General features: G+C 58.9%; 17 protein-coding genes. 8 read left to right on the top strand and 9 right to left on the bottom strand.

Annotated features, from left to right (window positions below; all coding sequences use genetic code 11):
• Window positions 1–140: 140 nt before the first annotated feature.
• Window positions 141–1,808, bottom strand: a complete 1,668-nt coding sequence (locus tag VIN96_RS14355; RefSeq protein ID WP_331897054.1) for a Na/Pi symporter — start codon at window positions 1,806–1,808, stop codon at window positions 141–143.
• Window positions 1,809–2,086: 278 nt separating this feature from the next.
• Between VIN96_RS14355 and VIN96_RS14350 the strand changes: the two genes are divergently transcribed.
• From VIN96_RS14350 to VIN96_RS14340, 3 genes are all read left to right on the top strand, one after another.
• Entirely contained in the window at window positions 2,087–3,616 is a 1,530-nt protein-coding gene (locus tag VIN96_RS14350; RefSeq protein WP_331897052.1) for a SulP family inorganic anion transporter, read from the top strand.
• Window positions 3,617–3,744: 128 nt separating this feature from the next.
• A complete protein-coding gene (locus tag VIN96_RS14345) occupies window positions 3,745–4,593 on the top strand; it encodes a universal stress protein (protein WP_331897050.1) in 849 nt (282 codons plus the stop codon).
• A 3-nt stretch (window positions 4,594–4,596) separates the two neighbouring features.
• Window positions 4,597–7,311 (top strand): cation-transporting P-type ATPase, encoded by a 2,715-nt coding sequence (locus VIN96_RS14340; RefSeq protein ID WP_331897049.1) that lies wholly within the window; start codon window positions 4,597–4,599, stop codon window positions 7,309–7,311.
• 79 nt (window positions 7,312–7,390) lie between these two features.
• Here VIN96_RS14340 and VIN96_RS14335 read toward each other — a convergent pair whose 3' ends face one another.
• Window positions 7,391–7,600, bottom strand: a complete 210-nt coding sequence (locus VIN96_RS14335) for a cold-shock protein (protein WP_331897048.1) — start codon at window positions 7,598–7,600, stop codon at window positions 7,391–7,393.
• Between the two features lie 194 nt (window positions 7,601–7,794).
• Window positions 7,795–8,061, bottom strand: coding sequence for a hypothetical protein (locus tag VIN96_RS14330; RefSeq protein WP_331897047.1), 267 nt, complete (start codon window positions 8,059–8,061; stop codon window positions 7,795–7,797).
• A gap of 95 nt (window positions 8,062–8,156) precedes the next feature.
• On the opposite strand from VIN96_RS14330, the gene VIN96_RS14325 reads away from it, so the two are divergent.
• Window positions 8,157–10,970 carry a putative bifunctional diguanylate cyclase/phosphodiesterase gene (locus VIN96_RS14325; RefSeq protein ID WP_331897046.1) on the top strand — a complete coding sequence of 938 codons (2,814 nt, stop codon included), beginning with the start codon at window positions 8,157–8,159 and terminating at the stop codon, window positions 10,968–10,970.
• On the opposite strand, the gene VIN96_RS14320 is transcribed toward VIN96_RS14325, so the two are convergent.
• The 3 genes from VIN96_RS14320 to VIN96_RS14310 form a co-directional block, all read right to left on the bottom strand.
• Complete coding sequence (locus tag VIN96_RS14320) at window positions 10,957–12,564, bottom strand: acyl-CoA synthetase (protein ID WP_331897045.1); 1,608 nt, start codon at window positions 12,562–12,564, stop codon at window positions 10,957–10,959. The genes VIN96_RS14325 and VIN96_RS14320 overlap by 14 nt on opposite strands.
• Window positions 12,552–13,844, bottom strand: coding sequence for a nucleotide sugar dehydrogenase (locus VIN96_RS14315; protein WP_331897044.1), 1,293 nt, complete (start codon window positions 13,842–13,844; stop codon window positions 12,552–12,554). The genes VIN96_RS14320 and VIN96_RS14315 overlap by 13 nt, the downstream gene beginning before the upstream one ends.
• An 81-nt stretch (window positions 13,845–13,925) precedes the next feature.
• Window positions 13,926–14,798: a DNA/RNA non-specific endonuclease gene (locus VIN96_RS14310; protein WP_331897042.1), complete on the bottom strand. Its 873-nt coding sequence runs from the start codon at window positions 14,796–14,798 to the stop codon at window positions 13,926–13,928.
• Between the two features lie 158 nt (window positions 14,799–14,956).
• Here VIN96_RS14310 and rsmI point away from each other — a divergent pair, with 158 nt between their 5' ends.
• From rsmI to VIN96_RS14295, 3 genes are read left to right on the top strand one after another with little or no spacing between them, the layout of a single operon-like run.
• On the top strand, window positions 14,957–15,793 hold the full coding sequence (rsmI, locus tag VIN96_RS14305) for a 16S rRNA (cytidine(1402)-2'-O)-methyltransferase (protein WP_331897040.1): 837 nt from the start codon (window positions 14,957–14,959) through the stop codon (window positions 15,791–15,793).
• Window positions 15,793–16,788 (top strand): RsmB/NOP family class I SAM-dependent RNA methyltransferase, encoded by a 996-nt coding sequence (locus tag VIN96_RS14300; RefSeq protein WP_331897038.1) that lies wholly within the window; start codon window positions 15,793–15,795, stop codon window positions 16,786–16,788. Before rsmI ends, VIN96_RS14300 begins: the two co-directional genes overlap by 1 nt.
• 41 nt (window positions 16,789–16,829) lie before the next feature.
• Window positions 16,830–17,201, top strand: a complete 372-nt coding sequence (locus VIN96_RS14295) for a glutaredoxin domain-containing protein (RefSeq protein WP_331897036.1) — start codon at window positions 16,830–16,832, stop codon at window positions 17,199–17,201.
• Window positions 17,202–17,208: 7 nt separating this feature from the next.
• Here the strand turns inward: VIN96_RS14295 and VIN96_RS14290 are convergent, their stop codons facing one another.
• The 3 genes from VIN96_RS14290 to VIN96_RS14280 all read right to left on the bottom strand — a co-directional run bounded on the left by VIN96_RS14290 (window position 17,209) and on the right by VIN96_RS14280 (window position 20,580).
• Complete coding sequence (locus tag VIN96_RS14290) at window positions 17,209–18,807, bottom strand: TRAP transporter large permease (RefSeq protein ID WP_331897035.1); 1,599 nt, start codon at window positions 18,805–18,807, stop codon at window positions 17,209–17,211.
• 8 nt (window positions 18,808–18,815) lie between these two features.
• Entirely contained in the window at window positions 18,816–19,487 is a 672-nt protein-coding gene (locus VIN96_RS14285) for a TRAP transporter small permease (RefSeq protein WP_331897033.1), read from the bottom strand.
• A gap of 94 nt (window positions 19,488–19,581) precedes the next feature.
• A complete protein-coding gene (locus tag VIN96_RS14280; protein WP_331897032.1) occupies window positions 19,582–20,580 on the bottom strand; it encodes a DctP family TRAP transporter solute-binding subunit in 999 nt (332 codons plus the stop codon).
• 234 nt (window positions 20,581–20,814) lie between these two features.
• Between VIN96_RS14280 and VIN96_RS14275 the strand changes: the two genes are divergently transcribed.
• Window positions 20,815–21,567, top strand: coding sequence for an SDR family oxidoreductase (locus tag VIN96_RS14275; RefSeq protein ID WP_331897031.1), 753 nt, complete (start codon window positions 20,815–20,817; stop codon window positions 21,565–21,567).
• The last annotated feature ends 3 nt before the right edge of the window (window positions 21,568–21,570 follow it).

Below are 21,570 nucleotides of genomic sequence, written 5' to 3'. Positions count from 1 at the left end.
CAGCGTCGCCCTGCCATTCGGCGTTGTTCGCGCTGCTGTTCGGTGGTGCTGCGAGAGAAGGCGGCCACGTTAATGCGCGCCACGGGGTGGGGCAAGCGCAAATTGTTGCAATGCAGCAGGCGAGTGCCGATCAGCTGGGGTCAACTGTCGTCGGTACGTTCGACTTGGTCGGGCTGGTCTTGGCTCTTGACCCCGGCGGCGGCGTCGCGGATCAGTCGCAAGCGCCGTTCGGCCTTGATGGCGCGCACCCCGCAGGCGTGGATGTGGTCGATGTATTGCACCGTACTTTCCAATTGCTGGAACGGCAGGTGCCCATGCGAGCCGAGCTTCAACAGCGCCTGTTTCAACACCGCATAGGCTTCTTTGATATGGATACGGGCGCGTTTCGGGTCCCAGTCGGCGGGCGTGGGGTCGGACGAGGTCATTTGTTTGAGCTCTTGGGTCACGGCACGAAGATAGACGTCCAATAGATGTTCTGTTTCGTCGTCCAACGCCGGGCGCTCCGCGCGTCGCAACGGCAATTCCGCGCCGATGCGTGCGATTTCCTCGAAGTGTTGCAGGGCGCGGTAGGGGTGCATCAAGGCGTCCGAAATGCTCGGTGGCAGTTCGGCTTGGTACATCTTGCGGGCGTATTCGCCGATGGTGCGCGACAGGGTCTCCACTACGCCCAGACGTTGGCGTAGGTCTTGGTGACGCGCCGGCACCGGGTCCAACGCAGTGATGACGATGGATAGAGAAATTTCTTGTAGGCGTTGCAGCTCCATCAACATGCTTTCCACCGCCAACGCAGGCACCACCAAAGCGGTCTTGTCGAGGAACCTCGGACGGCCCAGATCTTCTTCCAAACTGACGAAGCGCAGTTTGAGCCACGCCGTCAGACGTTCGGCCACGGGAAAGATCAAGATCACGCCCAGCACGTTGAAGATGGTGTGAAACAGCGCCAAAGAGGTCGCTACGTCGGGTTGCAAATGCAGCGACGAGCGGATGAGTTCTACGGCGCCCAGCATCAGTGGCAACAAGAATATGGCCACGGCACCGGTCATGACGTTGAACACGACGTGGCTGGCGGCGACGCGCTTGGCGTTGGGGGTTGCGCCGATCACCGCAATCATGGCGGTTGAGGTTGTGCCGATATTGGCGCCGATGACTATCGCGGCAGCAGGTTCAAGGGCAATCAACGATCCGGCAGCGGCGGCCAGTGCGATAGAGATCGCGGCGCTCGACGATTGGGTGAGGAGCGTCATCATGAAGCCGATGCCGACGAACAGGACATAGTCCATCATCCCGGTAGCCGCTAGGCCGCTGAGATCGATGATGTTGGCGACATCGGAAAAGGCATCCTTGAGGATAGAAACGCCAACGAAGAATAGCCCGAAACCTGCAACCGCCATACCCACAGCACCACGTCGGGTATCGCCACCAGTCAATTTTAGAAACATGCCAAACCCAATAGCAGGCAGGGCGAACAGAGAGATATTGAGCTTGAAGCCGATCAACGCCACCAACCAACCGGTCATGGTGGTGCCGATGTTGGAACCGAACACCACCCATACTGAGCGTTCCAGCGACAGCATCCCGGCGTTGACGAAACCGATGGCGGCCACCGTCACGGCGCTGGACGATTGTACCAACGCAGTTAACGCGGCACCGGAAAACAGCCCGCGCAAGGGCGTGTCGGTCCAGCGTTCCAAAATGTCCTTAAGGGTGCGCCCCGCCGCGACCTTGAGCCCGTCGGTCATCAGCAACATGCCAAGCAAGAATAGGCCGACGCCGCCCATCAATTGTCCGATGCTGTTGAAGGTGATCACGATAACCGTCCTTCACGACCAGTTGTAGCGCAATTATAACATGTTAGCAGACATTCGGCATCACGCGGGTTGGGCCGTGTTGGGGCATCCGCACTGGTTTTGAGATCCGTGCTATGTGATAATTGCATATCTGCCATGTTCTGGGTGCGGTACCGCCTGGAGGTGGTGGCTGGTATGAACGCCCTATTCCGAAATGCATGGATTACCAACGGCTGGAGAACCCGACACCAGCCGCGATTTTTTGTATCCGTTCCGTCTCTTGTTGGGTGAGTGAGCGCATGTTCGATCTTCATTACCGCAAGGCCATCTCCATGAAGGCCGATGTATTGTCCGGCCTGACCGTGGCATTGGCGCTGGTGCCCGAAGCCGTGGCGTTCGCGTTCGTCGCCGGGGTCAATCCGCTGACCGGCCTGTACGCCGCCTTTATGGTGGGGCTGATCACGGCGGTGGTCGGCGGTCGGCCGGGTATGATTTCCGGTGCGACCGGCGCCTTGGCGGTGGTGATGGTCTCGTTGGTGGCGGATCACGGCGTCGAGTATCTGTTCGCCACGGTGGTGTTGATGGGCATTTTGCAGGTGACGGCAGGGGCGTTGCGGTTGGGTAAATACATCCGCATGGTGCCCCATCAAGTGATGCTCGGCTTCGTCAACGGTTTGGCGATCGTGATTTTTCTGGCGCAGCTCAACCAGTTTCAGATCAAGCTGCCGGACGGTGGCAGTGAGTGGATGAGCGGCCAGCCGCTCTACATCATGCTGGCGCTGGTGGCGTTGGCGATGGCGATCATTCATTTTTTGCCCAAGCTGACGGAAGCCTTCCCCGCGCCGTTGGCGGCGATTTTGGTGGTGTCGGCATTGGCAATCGGCTTGGGTTTGGACGTGCGCACCGTCGGCGACATGGCGTCCATCGCCGGCGGGCTGCCGGAATTTCACATTCCAATGGTGCCGATGACCTGGGAAACGCTGACCATCATCTTCCCCTATGCGGTGATCATGGCGGCGGTGGGTTTGATCGAAAGCCTGCTGACGCTGACCGTGATCGACGAAATCACCGACACCCGCGGGCGCGGAAACCGTGAATGCGTCGGTCAGGGCACCGCCAACATCGTTACCGGGTTCTTCGGAGGCATGGGTGGTTGCGCGATGATCGGCCAGTCCATGATCAACGTGAATTCGGGTGGCCGCGGGCGCGCCTCGGGCATTTCGGCGGCGTTGTTTTTGCTGGTGTTCATCCTGTTCGCCTCCAGTCTGATCGAGATGATACCGCTGGCCGCGTTGGTTGGCGTGATGTTCATGGTGGTGCTGGGCACGTTCGAATGGTCGAGCTTTCGCATCCTGCACAAAATTCCCCGTTCCGACGCGTTCGTCTTGATCTTGGTTTCCGGTGTGACGGTGTTCACCGATTTGGCCATTGCCGTGGTGGTGGGCGTGATCGTCTCGGCTTTGGTCTACGCATGGGGCAACGCTTCGCGCATGCAGGCGCGCACGATCATCAACGCCCAAGGCGGCAAGGAATATCAGTTGGAAGGGCCGCTGTTTTTCGGCTCCGTAACGTCGTTTCGCGACCTGTTCGACCCCCAGAACGATCCCGACGACGTGGTGGTGGACTTCCGTCTTTCCCGGGTGGCGGATCACTCCGGCCTGGAAGCGATCGACAGCTTGGCGGAACGGTACGAGCGTCGCGGTAAGCGTCTGCACTTGCGTCATCTCAGCCCGGAATGCCGCAAGCTTTTGCACCGCGCCAAGGACCTAGTTGAAGTCAACGTGATCGAAGACCCCAAGTATCACATTGCCACTGACGAATTGGCGTAACGCGCTTAATTGGTGGGATGAATAAAACATGGAAGACGGGAATTCGGCTCTGCCGGGTTCCCGTTTTTTCATGCGCAATCAATGCGTTCGTGCGATACTTAAGTGTTCCCTGTTGAGCGAGGTGCACTGTGATCCATCTAGCCTACGACGGTTCCATCAATGGCGATTGGGTGGCGTGGTATGCCGTGAATTTGGCGCGTCACGATCCCGATCATCATTTACGTGTGATCTATGTGAACACCGACGAAATTCGTGCCGACGAGGTCCGTGACAAGGCAGAATTGCTCAAGCGCGAATGCGCCGACGTCGGGGTGGAGATGTCTTTGGATGTGGTAGCATCGTCGGGTTCCGGTGCGGATCGTATCTTTCACGATTTAAAAGCTCATGTGCCCGCAACGCCGGAAACGTTGCTGGTATGCGGCGCACGCCTGAAACCGGGCGGCAGCGGTTATTTAACCGCCACCGTGTCGGCGAAATTGCTCAGCGACAAAAGCTTCAGCGTGATGGCGGTGCGGGTGGCGCAACCCGGCCTTTTGGGCGCGCCGAGGCGGTTCTTGGTGCCAGTGGCGGGCGATCTGGAAGGGTATTTGACCGCCGTCGAAATTCTCAAACGTTTCGCCCCGGATATCGAACGCATTCAATTGCTGCGCGTGATGATGATCAAGCGTCAGCTGTTTCGCCGGTTGCTTAACAATCAGGCCCAATCCCTGCGCGAAAAAGGCTGGGCGAGCCTTAAGGGGCTGAGCGTCGAACTGGCTAATGCGATCGGCCTGGACCACTGGAAAGTCGACGCCAATGTGAAAGTTTCCGACGACTGGGCGCAGGAAGTCATCATCGACGCCAACCGCCATAAATCGCATTTGGTGTTGATGGAAGCCTCGTGGCGAGATCTCAGCGCCCCATTCTTATATGGCAATCCCATCGAGGTCGTGTTGCGCGACACGCCATGCGATGTCGCCATTTATCGAGGGGTGTGAGTCGTGGACGGTCAATCCTTTCAGCGCCAGATCCAAAACATCCCTCCCGAGCAGGTCTATCGTTTTCTCCACAGCCGCGAAGGTGGTCTGCGCGCGCGTGAAGTCGAGGAACGCCTCAACGAAGTCGGCCTCAACACCTTGGAGGAAACCCGGCGTCTCGTATGGCTGAAAAGTTTGGGCCGTCAGTTTACCAATTTCTTCTCCATCCTGTTGGATATCTCCGCCGGGATCTGTTTCGTCGCCGATAGCATCCAGCCAGGCGAGGGTATGAACATCCTCGGCTGGGCTTTGCTGGGGGTGTCGATCCTCAACGCCTTGTTCAGTTTCGTTCAAGAATACCGCGCCGAACGAGCGATGGAGGCGTTGCGCAAGTTCCTGCCGCAAAACGTACAAGTGCGCCGCGACGGCCAAGAAATGCAGATCCTCGCCGAACAATTGGTGCCCGGCGACGTGCTGAGCCTGTCCGAAGGCGACAAGGTGCCCGCCGACGCACGCCTGATCGAGGTTCAGGACCTGATCGTCAACAATGCCCCACTGACCGGCGAAGCCCATCCGGTACGCCTTTCAGCAGAAGCGCAAGACACCATACTCACAGAAAGCATCAACGTTCTGTTTGCCGGGTGCATGGTCAAAAAGGGCCGGGGCCAGGCGGTGGTGTTCACCACCGGCGGGCGCACCGAATTCGGAAAAATCGCTACCTTGTCCCACGAAGTGAAGCGAAATGCATCGCCGCTGGAACGCGAAACCGGGCACATGGTGCGGGTGTTGACCTACATCGCCGTGACCATGGGGGCGATCTTCTTTGCTTACGGGGTGTTCACCGGACGCTCGCTGTGGGTCAACTTGGTGTTCATGATGGGCATCATCGTCGCCAACGTACCCGAAGGCTTGTTGCCGACCTTTACCCTGTCGCTGGCGATGGGTAGTTTGCGCATGGCCAAGCGCAACGTCTTGGTCAAGGGGCTCAACGCGGTCGAAGCGTTGGGCGCGGTGCACGTGATCTGTACCGACAAAACCGGCACCTTGACGCAAAACCAAATGGCGATCACGGCGCTGAACGATCCGCAGACGGCTGAACCTTTGGAAAACGCATTGCGCAGCCAAGCGTTGGGCATGGCGCTGGCGGCGTCGGATGTCGGCGAAGGCGAAAACGGGCTGCGCGGCGATCCCTTGGATGTGGCGGTGGCCGAAGCGTTCATTGCCGACGGAGGTATATTCCAGGCGGTCAATGACGCAACGATCAAACGCTTTTCCTTCGACGACGAAAAACGCCGTGCAGGCGGGGTGTGGCGTCAAGCCGACAAGACCGACTATTGCGTCAAGGGCGCCTGGGAAAGCCTGCGCCCGCTGATGAAACGGGTGGCCCTGGCGGACGGTTCGGTGGTTGATCTGGACGGTGAGCGTTTGGCTGCGGCCGAAGATGTGGTGCACAAGATGGCATCCAGCGGCCAGCGCGTGATCGCCTTGGCGTATCGCCAACTGGCGGACGCTTCAGACGGTGACGCGACGCAGGAGCAGCTTGAGCAAGACTTGATCCTGAAAGGTTTCATCGGTGCCGAAGACCCGATCCGCGACGAGGTCCCAGGTGCGGTGGCGGCTTGCCACACGGCCGGCATCGGGGTGGTGATGATCACCGGCGACCATCCCGAAACGGCCGAAGCCATCGCGCGGCGCGCGGGCATTGTCGCCGCGGATGCCCCGGCCGGGTCGGCCACCGTGACAGGTGCGGAACTGTCGCGGTTGAGCAAGGTGCAATTGGTGCAGAAGCTCAAGGACGGCATCACCGTGTTCGCCCGCACCACGCCGGAACAAAAATGGAAAGTGGTCTCGGCCTTTCATGAATTGAACAAGGTGGTGGCCGTGACCGGCGACGGCGTCAACGACGCCCCGGCGCTCAAAGCCGCCGACGTCGGCATCGCGATGGGCAAAAGCGGTACCGACGTGGCGCGCGAGGCGGCTCAGGTGATCTTGCTCGACGACAACTTCGCATCCATCGTCAACGGCATCGAAGAAGGCCGCACCATCTTCAACAACATTCGTAAGTTCACCAACTATGTGTTGGTCAGCAACGGTCCGGAAATTTTGCCCTATTTGCTGTACATGCTGTTCCCGGTGCCGCTCGCCATGACGGTGATTCAAATTTTGGCCATCGACCTGGGTACCGACATCATTCCGTCCATGGGGCTCGGCCAGGAAAAACCCGATCCCGAAGTGATGAAGCAACCGCCCCGCGATCACAAACAAGGGCTGCTGACGTTTCCGCTGATCGCACACAGTTATCTGTTCTTGGGCCTTATCGAAGCGGCGTTCGCCTTGAGCCTGTTTTTCTGGGTGCTGTTCGACGGTGGATGGGTTTGGGGCGCGGATCTGTCCGTGCGAGACCCCTTGTACCTGTCGGCGACCGGGATCACGCTGTCGTCGATCATCTTGATGCAGATCGGCAACCTGTTCGGGCGGCGTTCGCGCACCGGATCGGGCTTGAGTCTGGACTTTCTGTCCAACCCGTTGATCGTCGGCGGGATCGTGTTCGAAATCGTGTTCTCTTGGGCGATCTTGTATTTTCCGCCGTTGTCGACGGTGCTGGGCACCGGACCTGTGGATCTGAGCGTTTACGCCGTCGCGTGGATCGGGCCATTTGCGATTTTCGCCCTGGACTATGCGCGCAAGCGGGTTCTGGCGGGATTGCGCGCGCGGGGCATGGCCATTCCCAGCGGCTGAGCGTTTGCAGTCTATCCGCAAAAAAAAACGCCCCCAGGATCTGGGGGCGTTTTCTATCGTCAGTAGTAGATGTCCGGGATTAGTCGAGCGCGACCAAGTCCTCAGCAGCCATCTTGCCATTGCGTTGTTCATGCAGTTCAAACTGAACCTTTTGGCCTTCGTTGAGGCCTTGAAGGCCAGAACTCTGCACGGCCGAGATGTGAACAAAAGCGTCAGGGCCGCCCTCATCAGGGGTGATGAAGCCATAACCTTTGGTGGTGTTGAACCACTTAACAATGCCGGTTGCCATGGGTACTCCTTAACTTGGCAAAACATGGTACACCCTACGATCCGTGTAGGATGAGATTGCTGCGTCGTCATAAAGGGCATTACTTACATGCGTGTTTTGCGCAAGAAGGACAGGCCTAGCGAAGTCAACAACGAACAGCGTTATACAACAATTTTCAACAATTTGCACGGCTTGTCTACATTTTCAATCATATTTCAAATTTCAGGACCTTCAGTTGGCGGTCTGAAGTTGAATTCAGTTATGCTGCCAAAAGGATGTTTAATTCTAGGGTGGATATCAACCTGTGGTTTTGTTTGGGTTTTTTGTGCACCCTCAGCTCGTGCCGATATGGCGAATGCATCGTGATGGGTGCACGTTGGCAATCCCCGTTTGGGGAATGATTTGCGCGCTTGGGCTGCAATTGCGCGCATGATGAAAACTCGATTGATCTTATTGGCAAATGAAAAGCTTTCCTGCGGCATTTTCTAATGCAATCAGATAGGGATAGGGGCACAATGTGATAGGCGATAAAGATCCCATCGCCCCGACCGATAGATAGCCGAGATCATGTACGACCGTGGATAGTTTGCACAAAATAGAGCCCGCTTCCGGTGGCGCAAAATTAAGCGCGGGTTTGGCGCGGAAGTACTTCTTTTATATTTTCACGCCCATTTTTCTGGCGGTGCTGGTCGCAGGCGTGTTCGTATTCAATCTTAACGTGAATCACGCCCGCACGACGATCATCGATCGGGAAACGACGAAAATCAACGAAGCGCGGATCAATCTGCGCGAAGCCTTGAACACGGCCGTATCGGATCTGAATTTTTTGGTCCGTGATGAAAATCTCGTCGGCTATGTGCTCGCCCCCAATGAAGAACACCGTCAACGCTTGGAACGCACGTTTCTATCCTTTTCGGACGCCAAAAAGGTCTTCGATCAGGTGCGCTTTATCGATACCTCAGGCATGGAACGTGTGCGCATCAACCTGATCAATCACGAGGCGCAAGCCGTCCCCGGCGCCATGCTGCAAGATAAACGTCAAAGGTACTACTTCAAGGATGGGATGGATCTTCCGGCAGGTCAGATCTTTATCTCACGGCTCGATTTGAACCTCGAAGGGCGGATGGTCGAAACCCCGTACAAGCCAATGATTCGTTTCGTCGCGCCCGTCGATGTCGGGGGGAAACGCTATGGATTGGTGGTGCTCAACTATCTGGCGGAAAACTTTCTTGCCCATGTGCGCCAAACGTTTGCGTCCAAACTGAGCGAAGGCTTCCTCACCAACGCCCAAGGCTATTGGCTGATCGGTCCCCGTCAGGACCTTGAGTGGGCCTTTATGTTTGGGCGTGACGATCGCTTGCAAGACCTTTTTCCCGATGTCTGGGGGCAGGTTTCCGATGTTTCCGTTAAGGTGGTTGCGGGCCAAGATATCTTCGCTATCGCCAAGCTTCCAGCCCCAACTCAGGCCGTGATCACGGATAATTCGGATCCCTACTGGGTGTTGATTTCACGTGTACCGATGAGCAATTGGTACATGGAGCAAGTCGTCGAACATGCCCCCGAAGCCGCTTTGATGGCGCTGGTTTTGATCATCTTGGGGTTCGGCAGCTGGCGCCTCGCCGCCACCCGTGCCAATCGCGAACAGATGGATGGGCTCTATCATCGCCGTTTGGTCGATGCGCTCAATGAAAGCGAACGGCGCAACACTGCGGTGGTCGAAGCATCCGACGATGTTGTGATGATGTGTTCGCAAAGCGGTTACATCCGGCATGCGAACCATGCTGCCGAACGGGTGTTCAACGTTCCTCAAGTCGATCTGGTTGGGCGAGAAATTTCCGAGTTTTTGATGGACCCCGACACCGTTTCCATCCGCCAGCCCGATGGCGTACGTAAACTGATGGAACGTGAACGTTTTGAAACCTACGCCGTGCGCGGCACCGGTGAAGGGTTCCCCGCGGAAATCACCCTGACGCCGATCAAGACCGAAGGCCATACCAGGTTTTCCCTGTTCATCCGCGATATCACCTTGCGGCGCAGTTACGAAGAACGCCTCAAACGTCTGGCCAACTACGACCCCTTGACCGGCTTGGCCAATCGCGTGTTGTTGCTGGAACATCTCGCCGACGCCTTGCATGAAAATCAAAGTCCCGAAGGTCCCTTCGCCGTCATTATGGGCGACTTGGACGATTTTCGCATCGTCAACGATACCTTGGGTCATGTGATCGGTGACGAAGCCTTGAAAGAAGCGGCGGCGCGCATTCACCAAAAGGCGCCGTTGGGCAGTCTGGCGGGGCGTTTCGGCGGCGATGAATTCGTTCTGATCGTGCCGTGCCGCGGCAAACGAAGCGTGCCCGCCGAGGTCTGCGAAGCGGTCTTGAGCGCATTCGAACGTCCTTTGGAGGTTGCCGGCCATCGTCTGTATGTCGGCATCAGCTTGGGTGTTGCGTTTGCCGATACCGAAACCGATACCGCCACCGGCCTGTTGCAGATGGCCGATACCGCCATGTATGCGGCCAAGGACGGAGGGCGGAACACCTATCGGACCTTCACGTCGGATATGCACGCGGCATCCGCGCGGCGCTTGGCGATCCAAACCCGCCTTGCCGGGGCGAAAGCACGCGGCGATATATCCTTGGCGTTCCAGCCGCTGGTCGATGCCAAGTCGGAGCGCATCATTGGCGCAGAAGCTCTGCTGCGTTGGCACGACGCGGAATTGGGAACCATCGGACCGGACGAGTTTGTGCCCGTCGCCGAAAGCACCGGATTGATCATTGAATTCGGTCAATGGGTTTTGGACGAAGCCTGCCGCCATGCACGTGCATGGCGGGATGCCATTCCCGAGTTCCATGTCGCGGTCAACATTTCGCCGGTGCAGTTGATCGGCTCGGATATGGCCGCGACTATTAAAACGGCCTTGCTCAAGCACCAATTGGAGCCAGCGGCCCTAGAAGTCGAGATCACCGAGGGTTTGCTGATCAAAGACCCGCATGAAGCGGAAATCACCTTGAAGGATTTGGCTGAGGTCGGCGTGAGCATTTCCATCGACGATTTCGGCACCGGTTATTCGTCGCTCAGCTATCTGCACCGCTTTCCGTTCACGACCCTCAAGATCGATCGTATGTTCGTGATGGACCTGCCCGAAAGCGAAGACAGCCGTTCGTTGGTCACCGCGGTGTTGGCGTTGGCGCAACGATCCAACCTCAAGGTCATTGCCGAAGGGGTCGAAACCCAAGGCCAAGCCGCGTGGCTGCAAGAACAGGGTTGTGATATTTTGCAGGGGTACCTGTACGGCAAGCCGATGACCGTCGATGCATTCTACGCCATGGTGGGAAATCGTAGCGCCGGAAAAAGCGCCAACGCCAAAGATGGCCCCAATCTCAAGCTTGTTTGATCCGCGTGAATAATGCGGGCAGTTCGCGGCGCAAAACCTTGCCCGTTGGGGTGTGGGGCAGGGCATCGACGAAGACGAATTGCTTGGGCACCTTGTACGCGGCTAAGCGTTCAGCGGCGAACCCGGCGAGGTCGTCTGCGGTCACCTCGACATGGGCTTCGGCAACAATAAACGCGCCGATGAGGCTGAGGTCATCGCGCACCTGAATTTCGGCGCAGGCGCATTCGTGCACGCCGGGGTGATGGATCAAGACGTCTTCGACGTCTTGCGGCGCTACCCGATAGCCTTGGGCGTTCATTAAATCGTCTGCGCGGCCCAGGTATTGTAGATAACCGTCTTCGTCCAGCGCCGCCATATCGCCGGTGAGGAACCAATCGCCGCGAAACGCCGCACGGGTTTCCGCGTCAAGGTTCCAATAGCGCAGCATCAAACCGGGATCGTCCTTGTGCAGCGCCAGCAAACCCGGTTGGTTGATCGGCACGGTTTCGGTGCTGGCGTCTTCCAAGCTGAGGACCGCCACCCGTCGCCCAAGCTGAGGACGGCCGGTGAATCCGGGCTTGATCGGTACCAAAGGCGCACTTGAGGCATAGGTGGAACATTCGCTCATACCCAGCGCTTCGTAGAGCGGTTTTCCGGTGGCGTTCCGCCAGTTGTCGCGCACCGCTTCGGAAAGCTTTTCGCCCGCCGTCAATCCATGGCGCAGGTGCGCGAAGCCTTCTGCGATGTGATCGGCGTATTTGAGCATCTGGCGATAAAGGCTCGGCACCGCCGCGAACAAGGTGGCCTTGTGCTTGTCGGCTAGGCGCGGCCACACGCCGGGGTCCTTTTCGCCGTTGTAGATGATCGTGCACGCGCCCACCGCCCACGGATCCATCAAGCCGGCACCCAGGGTGTAGGTCCAATTGAACGCGCCCGCGTGCAACATGCGATCGGTGTTGCTGAGCCCGTACCAGCCCTCATACATCATACGCCGCGCCCACACCGCGCGGTGTGCGTGCAGCACGCCCTTGGGCCGCGATGTCGCCCCGGATGTATAAACGATATACGCCGGATCGTCGGCGTAGGTAGGGGCGTAGTCGGCACGGTCATCGCCCGTCATCAGGTCGCGGATGTCGTCTTCGAGCAGTTGGCCGCATCCATCAGGCTGGGTGTCGAGATGGAGATCGCGCGAGGTGCAGATGAAACGCGCCCCGCAATCTTCAGATATGAAGCGCGCCTCACGCCCGGTCAGTTGCGACGACGTCGGCACCGCGATGCCGCCCGCCGCAAGGGTGGCGAAAAACATCAGCGGAAAGGTGCTGTGATTGCCCAGGCGCAACATCACCCGTTCGCCCGGTTGCAAACCCATGTGTTTGAGCCCGGCGGCGAGACGGCGGATGGCGTCGTCCAGTTGGGCGTAGCTCCAACGCTCGGCCGGTTCCAAACTTACGGGATCGCTGACCACGATCAGCGCTGTTTTATCCGGGTGCGTTTGGGCTGGACGCGACACGCAGTAGGCGGCGGCGTTGAACGCGTGCGGACGGGGACCGATGAAGGTTTCGGGCGCGCCCTGGTCGAACAGGCTGGTGGTGAGTTTCGGGTCTAAAGACGCCACAAGGTCACCCCTTCGGGGGTCGCCTCGCGATCCAAGACGCCGCGCACATCGATGACCACGCCGCGGCCGTTTTTCAACAGGCCCGTGACCAGATCCCAGCCGCCGTCGATATAGGCTGCGTGGGGCACGGCCAAGATCACCGCGTCGGTGGCCTCCAGCTTGTCGGTGGGGGTCAGTTCGATGCCGTATTCATGCTGGGCTTCCGCCGGGACCGCCATGGGATCGTGAACTTGGATGTTCATGGCGTAGGTCATCAATTCTTCGATCACATCGATGACTTTGGTGTTGCGCAGGTCGGGTACGTTTTCTTTGAACGTTAGGCCCAGTACGGTCACGGTGCTGGGTGTCGCGCCATCGTTTTGACGATGCTGCAGCATCAATTTGACGGCGTTGCGTGCAATGAACGCGCCCATGGCGTCGTTGATCTCACGCCCGGCAAGAATGACTTGCGGGTGATGGCCCATCTGTTCGGCGCGGTATGTCAGATAGTAGGGATCGACACCGATGCAGTGCCCGCCCACCAGACCAGGGGAAAATTTCAAGAAATTCCACTTGGTGCCGGCGGCTTCCAACACGTCCTTGGTGTCGATGTCGAGCCGTTCGAAGATTTGCGCCAGTTCGTTCATCAGCGCGATGTTGAGGTCGCGTTGGGTATTCTCGATCACTTTGGCGGCTTCGGCGGTCTTGATGGTCGGGGCCTGGTGCACGCCGGCCTTGACCACCGATCCGTAAACGTCGGCGACGATTTTCAGGGTCGCGGCGTCTTGTCCCGACACCACCTTGGTGATGGTTTCAAAACGATGTTCCTTGTCGCCCGGGTTGATGCGTTCTGGCGAATAGCCGACGGTGAAATCCACGCCGCAGCTCAGTCCCGACATTTCTTCCAAAACCGGCACGCAGACTTCCTCCGTTGCACCGGGAAAGACTGTGCTTTCGTAGACGACGATGTCGCCTTTTTTGAGGTGCGCGCCGATGGTGGTCGAGGCCGCCACCAGTGGCAGCAAATCTGGCTTGTTGGCGGCGTCGACCGGGGTCGGCACGGTGACGATGTGAAAATCGGCCTGGGCGATGTCGGCGGGCTCGGTGGTCAGCAGCAAATCGGCCGCCGCCAAGTCGGTGTCTTCGACCTCGCCGGTGATGTCATGACCGGCCTTGAGCGCCGCGATGCGGGTGAGGGAGATGTCGAACGCCACGGTGCGGCCAAGCTTGCCGAACGCCACCGCCACCGGAAGACCTACATAGCCCAGTCCAACGACGGATACGGTGCGGTTATGGCTCATGGACGACACTCCTTCTGCACGCACGAACGGTGCTCTGTCCCTTGTCTAAACGCAAGGAACTGGGGGTGCAAGTCCTTATCCTTATGGGCAGTCCCCTGGGGTGTTGGGCGTTTCGACGCCCCAATAGGCAGCGTCGAAATCGCTTTCCACGTCGAGCCCGGCCAGAAAATCGATGCCGCTACGAGCCTCGACGGTTTCCAACGGGGTGACGGCGTTCACCCAGGTGGTGCGTTTGCCGTAATCGTTCCATCGAAACAGCGAAGCCAGCACTTTGTAAGGGCCGTCGGGGGCGGGTCGGGCGACGACGATCTTGTAAAAGCATTTCGGCACGTTGGGCGTAAAGGGGGCTGTGCCGATGATCGGGCCTTCCTTCACGTCCGTCGTGGCCGGGTCGTCCTCGACGGTGCCGTAAACGCCGGAAAAGACCCACATGGGGACGTTTTTCGCGGCCACGAATGCACGAAAGGCGTCTTCTTCACCCAGCCAGGTTCCGGCGTTGAAGGTCTGTTTTTGCGGCACCACGTTGGAAAAATGAAAGGTGGCGTCGTAGGCATCCTTGCGCCAGCTCATGTCGTTGGCGGGCACGATGTGGCCGCGTGCGTACCCGGATCGGACATAGCTTTTGTCGACGGCTTGATCGTCCGCCGGAATGTCCGTGTCGGGGGTGAATTTGGGCCGCTTGCTGGTACCGGAATTGGCCGTGATCTGCGCCATCTGCTCGGGCGTCAGGCGATGCACGGTCCAATTAGGGATTTTGCGGGTGGTGTCGAAGCGGATCGCGAACAACGCCTCGCCCTCGGAGTGCTTGCACAGGTCCAGCACGGTTTGCGACCGGGGGGCGGGGATGACGCCACCGGGAAACATCGCGCCGCAGGTGTCGAAGCCGTTCGCGGCGTTGGCGGGGACGGACGCGATGATCGCGGCGGCGAACGTCAACCAAACGATGTGCTTCATGATGAAAGCTCGAAATAGGTGTAATGATGATAAGAAGCAAATTATGCGTGTATTTTGGAAAAACACAACTCAAAGAAGTTTTCTAATTCATATGCAATCTGGTAACGGGGGCACGGAGAGTGCTATCAAGGGGCTCAATTGTTTCGGAGCATCCCGCCATGGCGCAAAAGCGCTCGTCCCGTTCCGCGCGTTCAACGCGCCCCCCGCACGGTTCTCGTGAACGGTCCGACCGGCGCGGCGCCAACGCGCCCGCGCCGACGCCGTTGGCCGCACCCAAAGGGGTGTTGGAACCGGGCCTATACGTCATTGCCACACCCATCGGCAATTTGGGCGACATCACCTTTCGCGCGGTGGAAACGCTCAAGGCCGTGGACGCCCTGGCCAGCGAAGACACCCGCGTTTCGGCCAAGCTGCTCAGCCACCTTGGTATCGACAAGCCGCATCCGACCTTTTCGTGCCACGAACACAATGAAGCGCGCACGGTTGGGCGTATCCGTTCCCTGATCGACGAGGGCCGCGCGGTGGGGTTGGTTTCGGACGCAGGCTTGCCAGGCATATCCGATCCCGGTTACCGGGTCATCAGCACCTTGTTGGACGAAGGCGTGAAGGTCGAGGTCTTACCCGGCCCCAACGCCGCGACCATGGCGCTGGTGGCGTCGGGGCTGCCGACGTCGAGCTTTACGTTTTTGGGATTTGCGTCGCGCAAATCGGGCAAGCGCAAGAAGATGCTGGAAGCCGAACGCGAGGCCGAGCACACCTTGATCATCTATGAAAGCCCGCACCGCATCGGCGCGTTGCTGGCCGACGCGTTGGAGGTCCTGGGCGATCGTCAAGCGGTGGTGGCGCTGGAACTGACCAAGATGTTCGAACGCTATCATCGCGGTCCGTTGTCCCAATTGGTCGAGGAGTTCGCAGAAGACAAGCCCAAGGGCGAGATCACGGTGTTGATCGAAGGAGTACGGCGCAAATCGAAGCATGACGAGGACGACGACTGATGGCGCGTCCCGGCAAAGGCGGGCGAGGTGGCGGCAAGCTCAACCTGCGTCAAACCTACTTGAGCCGCTTGAGCAAAATTTTCGGCGTGCGCGAAGCGCTGGCGGAACGCATGGCCTCGGTTCAGCTCAAAAGTTCGATCCGCATCAACGCGCTGTCGCCGCTGAACGAGGCGGAAATCTTGGCCAAGCTCGACGCCATCGGCGCTGAACGGGAACCCATTGCGTGGTGCCCTGGCGCCTATCACCTGCACAGCGACAAACGTGTGCTGGCGGAATCGGATTTGTTTCAAGACGGCCACGTCTACATTCAAAACGCCTCCAGCCTTATTCCTGCGTTGGCGATGGCCCCCCAAGCGGGCGAACGTATTTTGGACGTGTGCGCCGCGCCGGGCGGCAAGACCTCGCATATCCAAGCCTTGGCGGGCGGCGGGGCGGTGATTGTCGCCAACGACGCGATGAAACCGCGGTTGTCAAAACTCGAAGAGGTGCTCACCACCTTTCACGTCGAAAACGCCACCATCACCAATTTCGAAGGTCAGTTCATCGACCGTCACGTGGATGAAATGGGCGGCGGCCCAGGGGAACATCACTTCGACCGCATCTTGCTCGATGCGCAATGCAGCGGCGAGGGGATGTTGGACCTCAGCCACGGTAACGCGTTGCGCTTTTGGTCGGTGGAACGCGTGATCAAGATGAGCTACCTGCAACAAAAGATGCTCACGGCGGCGTGGAAGGTCCTCAAGCCGGGCGGGGTGCTGATCTATTCCACCTGCACCTTCGGCCCGGAAGAAAACGAAGGTCCGGTGTCGCGGCACTTGAAGCACAACGTCGATGCATCCATCGAACCCATCGATCTCGACATCCCTGGGCGCGCCCCTGGCTTGAAATCGTGGGATGGCCAACCGTTCCACCCAGACCTGAAACACGCCGTCCGGGTGCTGCCGTCGGACTACCTCGAAGGTTTTTTTGTGTGCCGCTTGCGCAAAAAAGGCTAAAAGACAGACCCCGATCAAAATCAGAAAATTGGAGCCTACCAATGAAGTTCGTGCGCTGGCTGCTGGGACGCTTGGTCCTGACCATCGACTTTCTCACCCGTCCCCAACCGATCAAGCGCGATCCGGCCGCGCAAGCCGCCATCGACGCCAAGACCGCACCGATGGCACTCTATCAATTCGAGGCTTGCCCCTTTTGCGTCAAGGTGCGCCGGGTGATGCGCAAGCACGCGCTCAACATCGAACTGCGCGACGCCAAAAACAACGCCCAGTTCAAGGAAGAACTGACCAGCCAAGGCGGCAAGCACAAGGTGCCTTGCTTGCGCATCGAAAATGCATCCGGCGAAGTCACTTGGCTTTACGAATCCAACGACATCATTTCGTATTTGGAAACCGAGCTTCAACTGGCATCGTAAAACCGCGTCACCTGTGACCGACGATCTCCGGCCCCATCAGGGCGTAGGGCAACCACGTGGACAGCGCCGGGACATAGGTGACGATGATCAGGAACACGAACAGCACCGCCACGAACGGCAGCGCGGCCTTGACCACCTGAACCAGACTCATCCCCGTTATGCCCGAGGTCACGAATAGATTGAGGCCGATCGGCGGCGTGATCATGCCGATTTCCATGTTCACCACCATGATGATACCCAGGTGGATCGGGTCGACGCCCAGCGCCATGCCGATGGGAAACACCACCGGGGCGACGATCAAAAGCAGGCCCGACGGTTCCATGAATTGCCCGCCGAGCAATAGCAGCAGGTTCACGGCGATGAGGAACGTGAACCAGTTGAAGCCGACCCCGACCATCCATTCGGTGATGTGCTGGGGAATGCGTTCCGACGTCAACACGTGGGCGAACAGCAACGCGTTGACGATGATGAACATCAACATGACGATGGTCTTGGATGAATCGATCAGCACTTTGCGGGTATCGTCGTGGATCAGGGCGGGGAAGAACTTCACCGCGATCAGGCCCAGATTGCGCCGCCACACGCCGAGACTGGCGAGAAAAGCCAACGGATTGGCGAGGCCCTTTTTGTACGGATAGCCGAACAAGATGATCGCCACCGGCGCCAGCCCGAACAGCGCGCGCGAGGCAAACGGCGTCTCGCGCATGATGAAGAACGACAGGATCAACCACACGAAATAAAACGACACCGCATAGACGGAAGCCATGAAGCCGACGCGGGTCTTCAACGGCGCGTCGTCGCTCACCCATTTAATGTCCTTGAGCGGCCCCATGTCGCGATATATGAACAGCGCCACGCCACCGGCGTAAATCGCCGACACGGCGGCTGCCTCGGTGGGCGTGAACACGCCGCCGTAAATGCCGCCGATGATGATCACGATCAGGAACAAGCCCCAACCCGCGTCCTTGCCGCCGGCGACGAATTCGGCAATGCCTTGCCATTCCCCCGACGGCAGGTTTTTGATCCGCGCCATCACGTAAATGGCGATCATCAGCATCAGCCCTGCGACGATCCCCGGCATGACGCCGGCCAGGAACATGCGGCCTACCGAAACGTCGGTGGCGGCGGCGTACACCACCATGACGATGGACGGCGGGATCAAGATGCCCAGGGTACCGGCGTTGGCGATGATGCCCGCCGCGAAATCCTTGGTGTAACCAACTTGGCGCATGCCTGCGATGGCGATGGAGCCGATCGCCACCACGGTGGCGGGCGACGATCCGGACAGGGCCGCGAACATCATGCAGGCGAGCACGCTGGCCATCGCCAAACCGCCGCGAAAATGGCCCACCGTGGCGATGGCGAACCGGATGATGCGTTTCGCAACCCCGCCGGTCGACATGAACGACGACGCCAAGATGAAGAACGGAATGGCCAACAGGGTGTAGTTCTGCGATGCGGTGAACAACTGCAACGCCACCGAGGACATGGAGTCGTTGGAAAAGAATGCGATCACAATGATGCTGGACAGCCCAAGAGACACCGCGATGGGAACGCCCAAAAACAGCAGGGTCAGAACCATAACGAAAAGAATGAGACCTTCCATGACGCGACCTAGTCCCTCAGCAAGTTTTTGTTTTCAGCGACCAGGTCTTCGGCCTCGTGACCGGCGACGATCAGTTCACGATCCCCGCGCCAGATCTGCAGGACGGCCTGAAGACAGCGGTAGGCGAACAAGGCCAGGCCCAGGGGCAACATGATGTAGGCCAGCCAGCGGTGGACGCGTTCTTGCACGCCGAACAGGTCCATGAACCATGCCGGATAGCGCAGATCGTCCAAACCGATGCCGATTTTGAAGAATTTCGACCAATAAACGATGGCGCCGCCCTTGGTGTTGGCGCCGAACAGTTGCAGCCAATCCGCCGACAGCAAGATCACGCCGTAGAACACGCCGCACAGCGCGCCGAACAGGGCGATGGTCTTGAACAGGGGCGGCGGAAATTTACGGATCAAGGCGTCGACGCCGAGATGGGTACCCATCTTGATGCCGAACCCCATGCCGAACAGGATCATCCACGCGAACAGAATGCGGGTGAATTCAAGAGCGCCGCCCCAGCCCATATTGAAGCCGTAGCGCGCGATCACTTGCGCGAAAGACACGACCGTGATGGTGGCGAGCAAGATGGCGAGGATGTTTTCCTCGGTCCTTTGAACCCAATCCGGTTTGATGCGCTCGGCTACGAACAGCAGGGCGAGAAAAACCAGAATCGCAAGCGTGAGACCCATAAGACACCCTCCCTCAAGACCGTGCGAACGCGTAGTACGCCAAGACAATACACCGTTCGGGCGTTCAAACCCGAACGGTGGTTGCAAAGGTGACTTAGTTGTTGGACGACGCGGCGGACTCGATCAAGTCCTTGCCGATGTCGCCTTCGAAACGGTCCCAAACGGGCTTCATGGTGTCGACCCAGATCTTGCGTTGTGCCGGGGTCAGTTCACGCACCGTGCCGCCAGCCTTGATGATGTTGGCGCGGTTCATGGATTCTTTTTTGCCGACCGCAGCGTTGGCGGCCAGGGTGACTTCTTCGGTGATTTTCACGAATTGGTCACGCACGTCGGCGGGCAGGCTGTCGAGCCATTCCTTGGACGTCACCAGCAAGTACGCCAGCACCTGGTGGTTGGTTTCGGTCACGCCATCCTGCACCTCGAAGAATTTCTTGGTGTAGATGTTGGACCAGGAGTTTTCCTGACCGTCGACGACGCCGGTCTGCAGCGCGCCATAGACTTCCTTGAACGCCAGCTTTTGCGCCGAACCGCCCATCGCTTCGATCATCGCCACGGCGACGTCGGAGGTCTGAACGCGGAACTTGAGGCCGTTGCCGTCGCTCGGAGCAATCAAAGGCTTTTTAGCCGAGAATTGCTTCAGGCCGGAGAACCAGTAGCCCAAGCCCTGGTAGCCGCTGCCGGATGCAGCGCCAAGCAATGCCTTGCCGTCCTTGCCGGTGGTGAATTTGTCGAACGCGGCTTGGCTGGAGAACATGAACGGCAGATCGAACACGCGGTATTTGAGGGTGTAGGCCTCAAATTTCGAAAGCGAAGGTGCGGCCAGTTGCACGTCGCCCAGCAACAAGGCTTCCATCACCTTGTCGTCATCGTACAGCGTGGAGTTGGGGAACACCTCCATGCAGGCCTTGCCGTTCATCTCCTTGTTGACGCGATCGGCCAACATCGTGGCGGCATCGCCTTTGGGATGACCGGTGGCGGCGACCACGTGTGAAAACTTGATGACCATTTCGCCACTGTCGCAATTGGCGAGAGCGCCGGTGGCGGATGTTGCAATAATGCCGGCGGCAAGCGCGGCAACACTGACGAGACGCATAGTATGTTCCTCCCAAAGGATCGTTTTATGCTCAAGAATTAAGCCTCGAGCTTAGTTTTAGGCAAATCAGTGTAACGAAGCGTACACCGGGCGCAATAGTCTCATCTGTTAACATGTCGGCGCCTTGGGCGATTTTCACATGGTGAAAATTGAAATTTTCAATTCATCGACAAATCCTTCGTACTCATGCTTCATAGACTTAAGTGGGACACAGACATGGGAGTTGCGACCAAAATGACGCAGAGCCGGTTGAAAACCGTCATTGTCACCGGCGCCAGTAGTGGTATCGGCGCGGCCACAGCACGGGCGTTCTCGGGTGCGGGTTATCGGGTGATGGCGGCGGGGCGCAATGCGCAGCGATTGCACGCCGCCGTGGCGGAACTTGAAAACGTCCGCACATGGTCGGGCGATTTATGCGACGCCCAAGCCTGTGCCGATTTGGTGTCCGAGACGATTGGCGCATTCGGCGGCGTCGATGTTCTGGTCAACAACGCGGGCGTTATTCATCGCGCCCGCGCAGAAGACACCACGGATCATCAGTGGCGCGAGACCATGGCGGTCAACTTGGATGCGGTGTTTTATCTGTCGCGCGCGGTGGTGCCGGCGTTGCGCAATCAAGGCGGTGGGGCGATCGTCAACATTGCCTCCGACTGGGGGCTGCAAGGTGGCGAGCGGGCAGCGGCCTATTGCGCCAGCAAGGGGGCTGTGGTGCTGTTCAGCAAAGCCATGGCGCTGGATCACGCTGCGGAAAACATCCGCATCAATGCGATCTGCCCCGGTGACGTCAACACGCCGATGCTGGCCGCCGAGGCTCACCAACGCGGTTTGGACGTGACCGAGACGATTGCCGCGTGTGCAGCGGACAGCCCCAACGGTCGCTTGACCGAACCGGAGGAAGTCGCCGATTTAGCGGTGTTTCTCGCTTCCGACCAAGCCCGTGCGATCAACGGCGTGGCGCTGCCCATCGACGGCGGGGCCAGCGCATAAGGC

The organism is Magnetovibrio sp. (genome assembly GCF_036568125.1).
Taxonomy (GTDB): Bacteria; Pseudomonadota; Alphaproteobacteria; order Rhodospirillales; family Magnetovibrionaceae; genus Magnetovibrio.
The sequence above is the reverse complement of the archived record's forward strand: the minus strand, read 5'-3'. Positions and strand labels throughout refer to the sequence as shown.

What these genes read in the sequence shown, in the direction of transcription:
- VIN96_RS14275 (WP_331897031.1), top strand. Translation starts at nt 20,815, where the DNA reads ATGACGCAGAGCCGGTTGAAAACCGTCATTGTCACCGGCGCCAGTAGT.
- VIN96_RS14330 (WP_331897047.1), bottom strand. Translation starts at nt 8,061, where the DNA reads ATGCCGCAGGAAAGCTTTTCATTTGCCAATAAGATCAATCGAGTTTTC.
- VIN96_RS14315 (WP_331897044.1), bottom strand. Translation starts at nt 13,844, where the DNA reads ATGAGCCATAACCGCACCGTATCCGTCGTTGGACTGGGCTATGTAGGT.
- VIN96_RS14295 (WP_331897036.1), top strand. Translation starts at nt 16,830, where the DNA reads ATGAAGTTCGTGCGCTGGCTGCTGGGACGCTTGGTCCTGACCATCGAC.
- VIN96_RS14280 (WP_331897032.1), bottom strand. Translation starts at nt 20,580, where the DNA reads ATGCGTCTCGTCAGTGTTGCCGCGCTTGCCGCCGGCATTATTGCAACA.
- VIN96_RS14290 (WP_331897035.1), bottom strand. Translation starts at nt 18,807, where the DNA reads ATGGAAGGTCTCATTCTTTTCGTTATGGTTCTGACCCTGCTGTTTTTG.
- VIN96_RS14335 (WP_331897048.1), bottom strand. Translation starts at nt 7,600, where the DNA reads ATGGCAACCGGCATTGTTAAGTGGTTCAACACCACCAAAGGTTATGGC.
- VIN96_RS14350 (WP_331897052.1), top strand. Translation starts at nt 2,087, where the DNA reads ATGTTCGATCTTCATTACCGCAAGGCCATCTCCATGAAGGCCGATGTA.
- VIN96_RS14285 (WP_331897033.1), bottom strand. Translation starts at nt 19,487, where the DNA reads ATGGGTCTCACGCTTGCGATTCTGGTTTTTCTCGCCCTGCTGTTCGTA.
- VIN96_RS14300 (WP_331897038.1), top strand. Translation starts at nt 15,793, where the DNA reads ATGGCGCGTCCCGGCAAAGGCGGGCGAGGTGGCGGCAAGCTCAACCTG.
- VIN96_RS14310 (WP_331897042.1), bottom strand. Translation starts at nt 14,798, where the DNA reads ATGAAGCACATCGTTTGGTTGACGTTCGCCGCCGCGATCATCGCGTCC.
- rsmI (WP_331897040.1), top strand. Translation starts at nt 14,957, where the DNA reads ATGGCGCAAAAGCGCTCGTCCCGTTCCGCGCGTTCAACGCGCCCCCCG.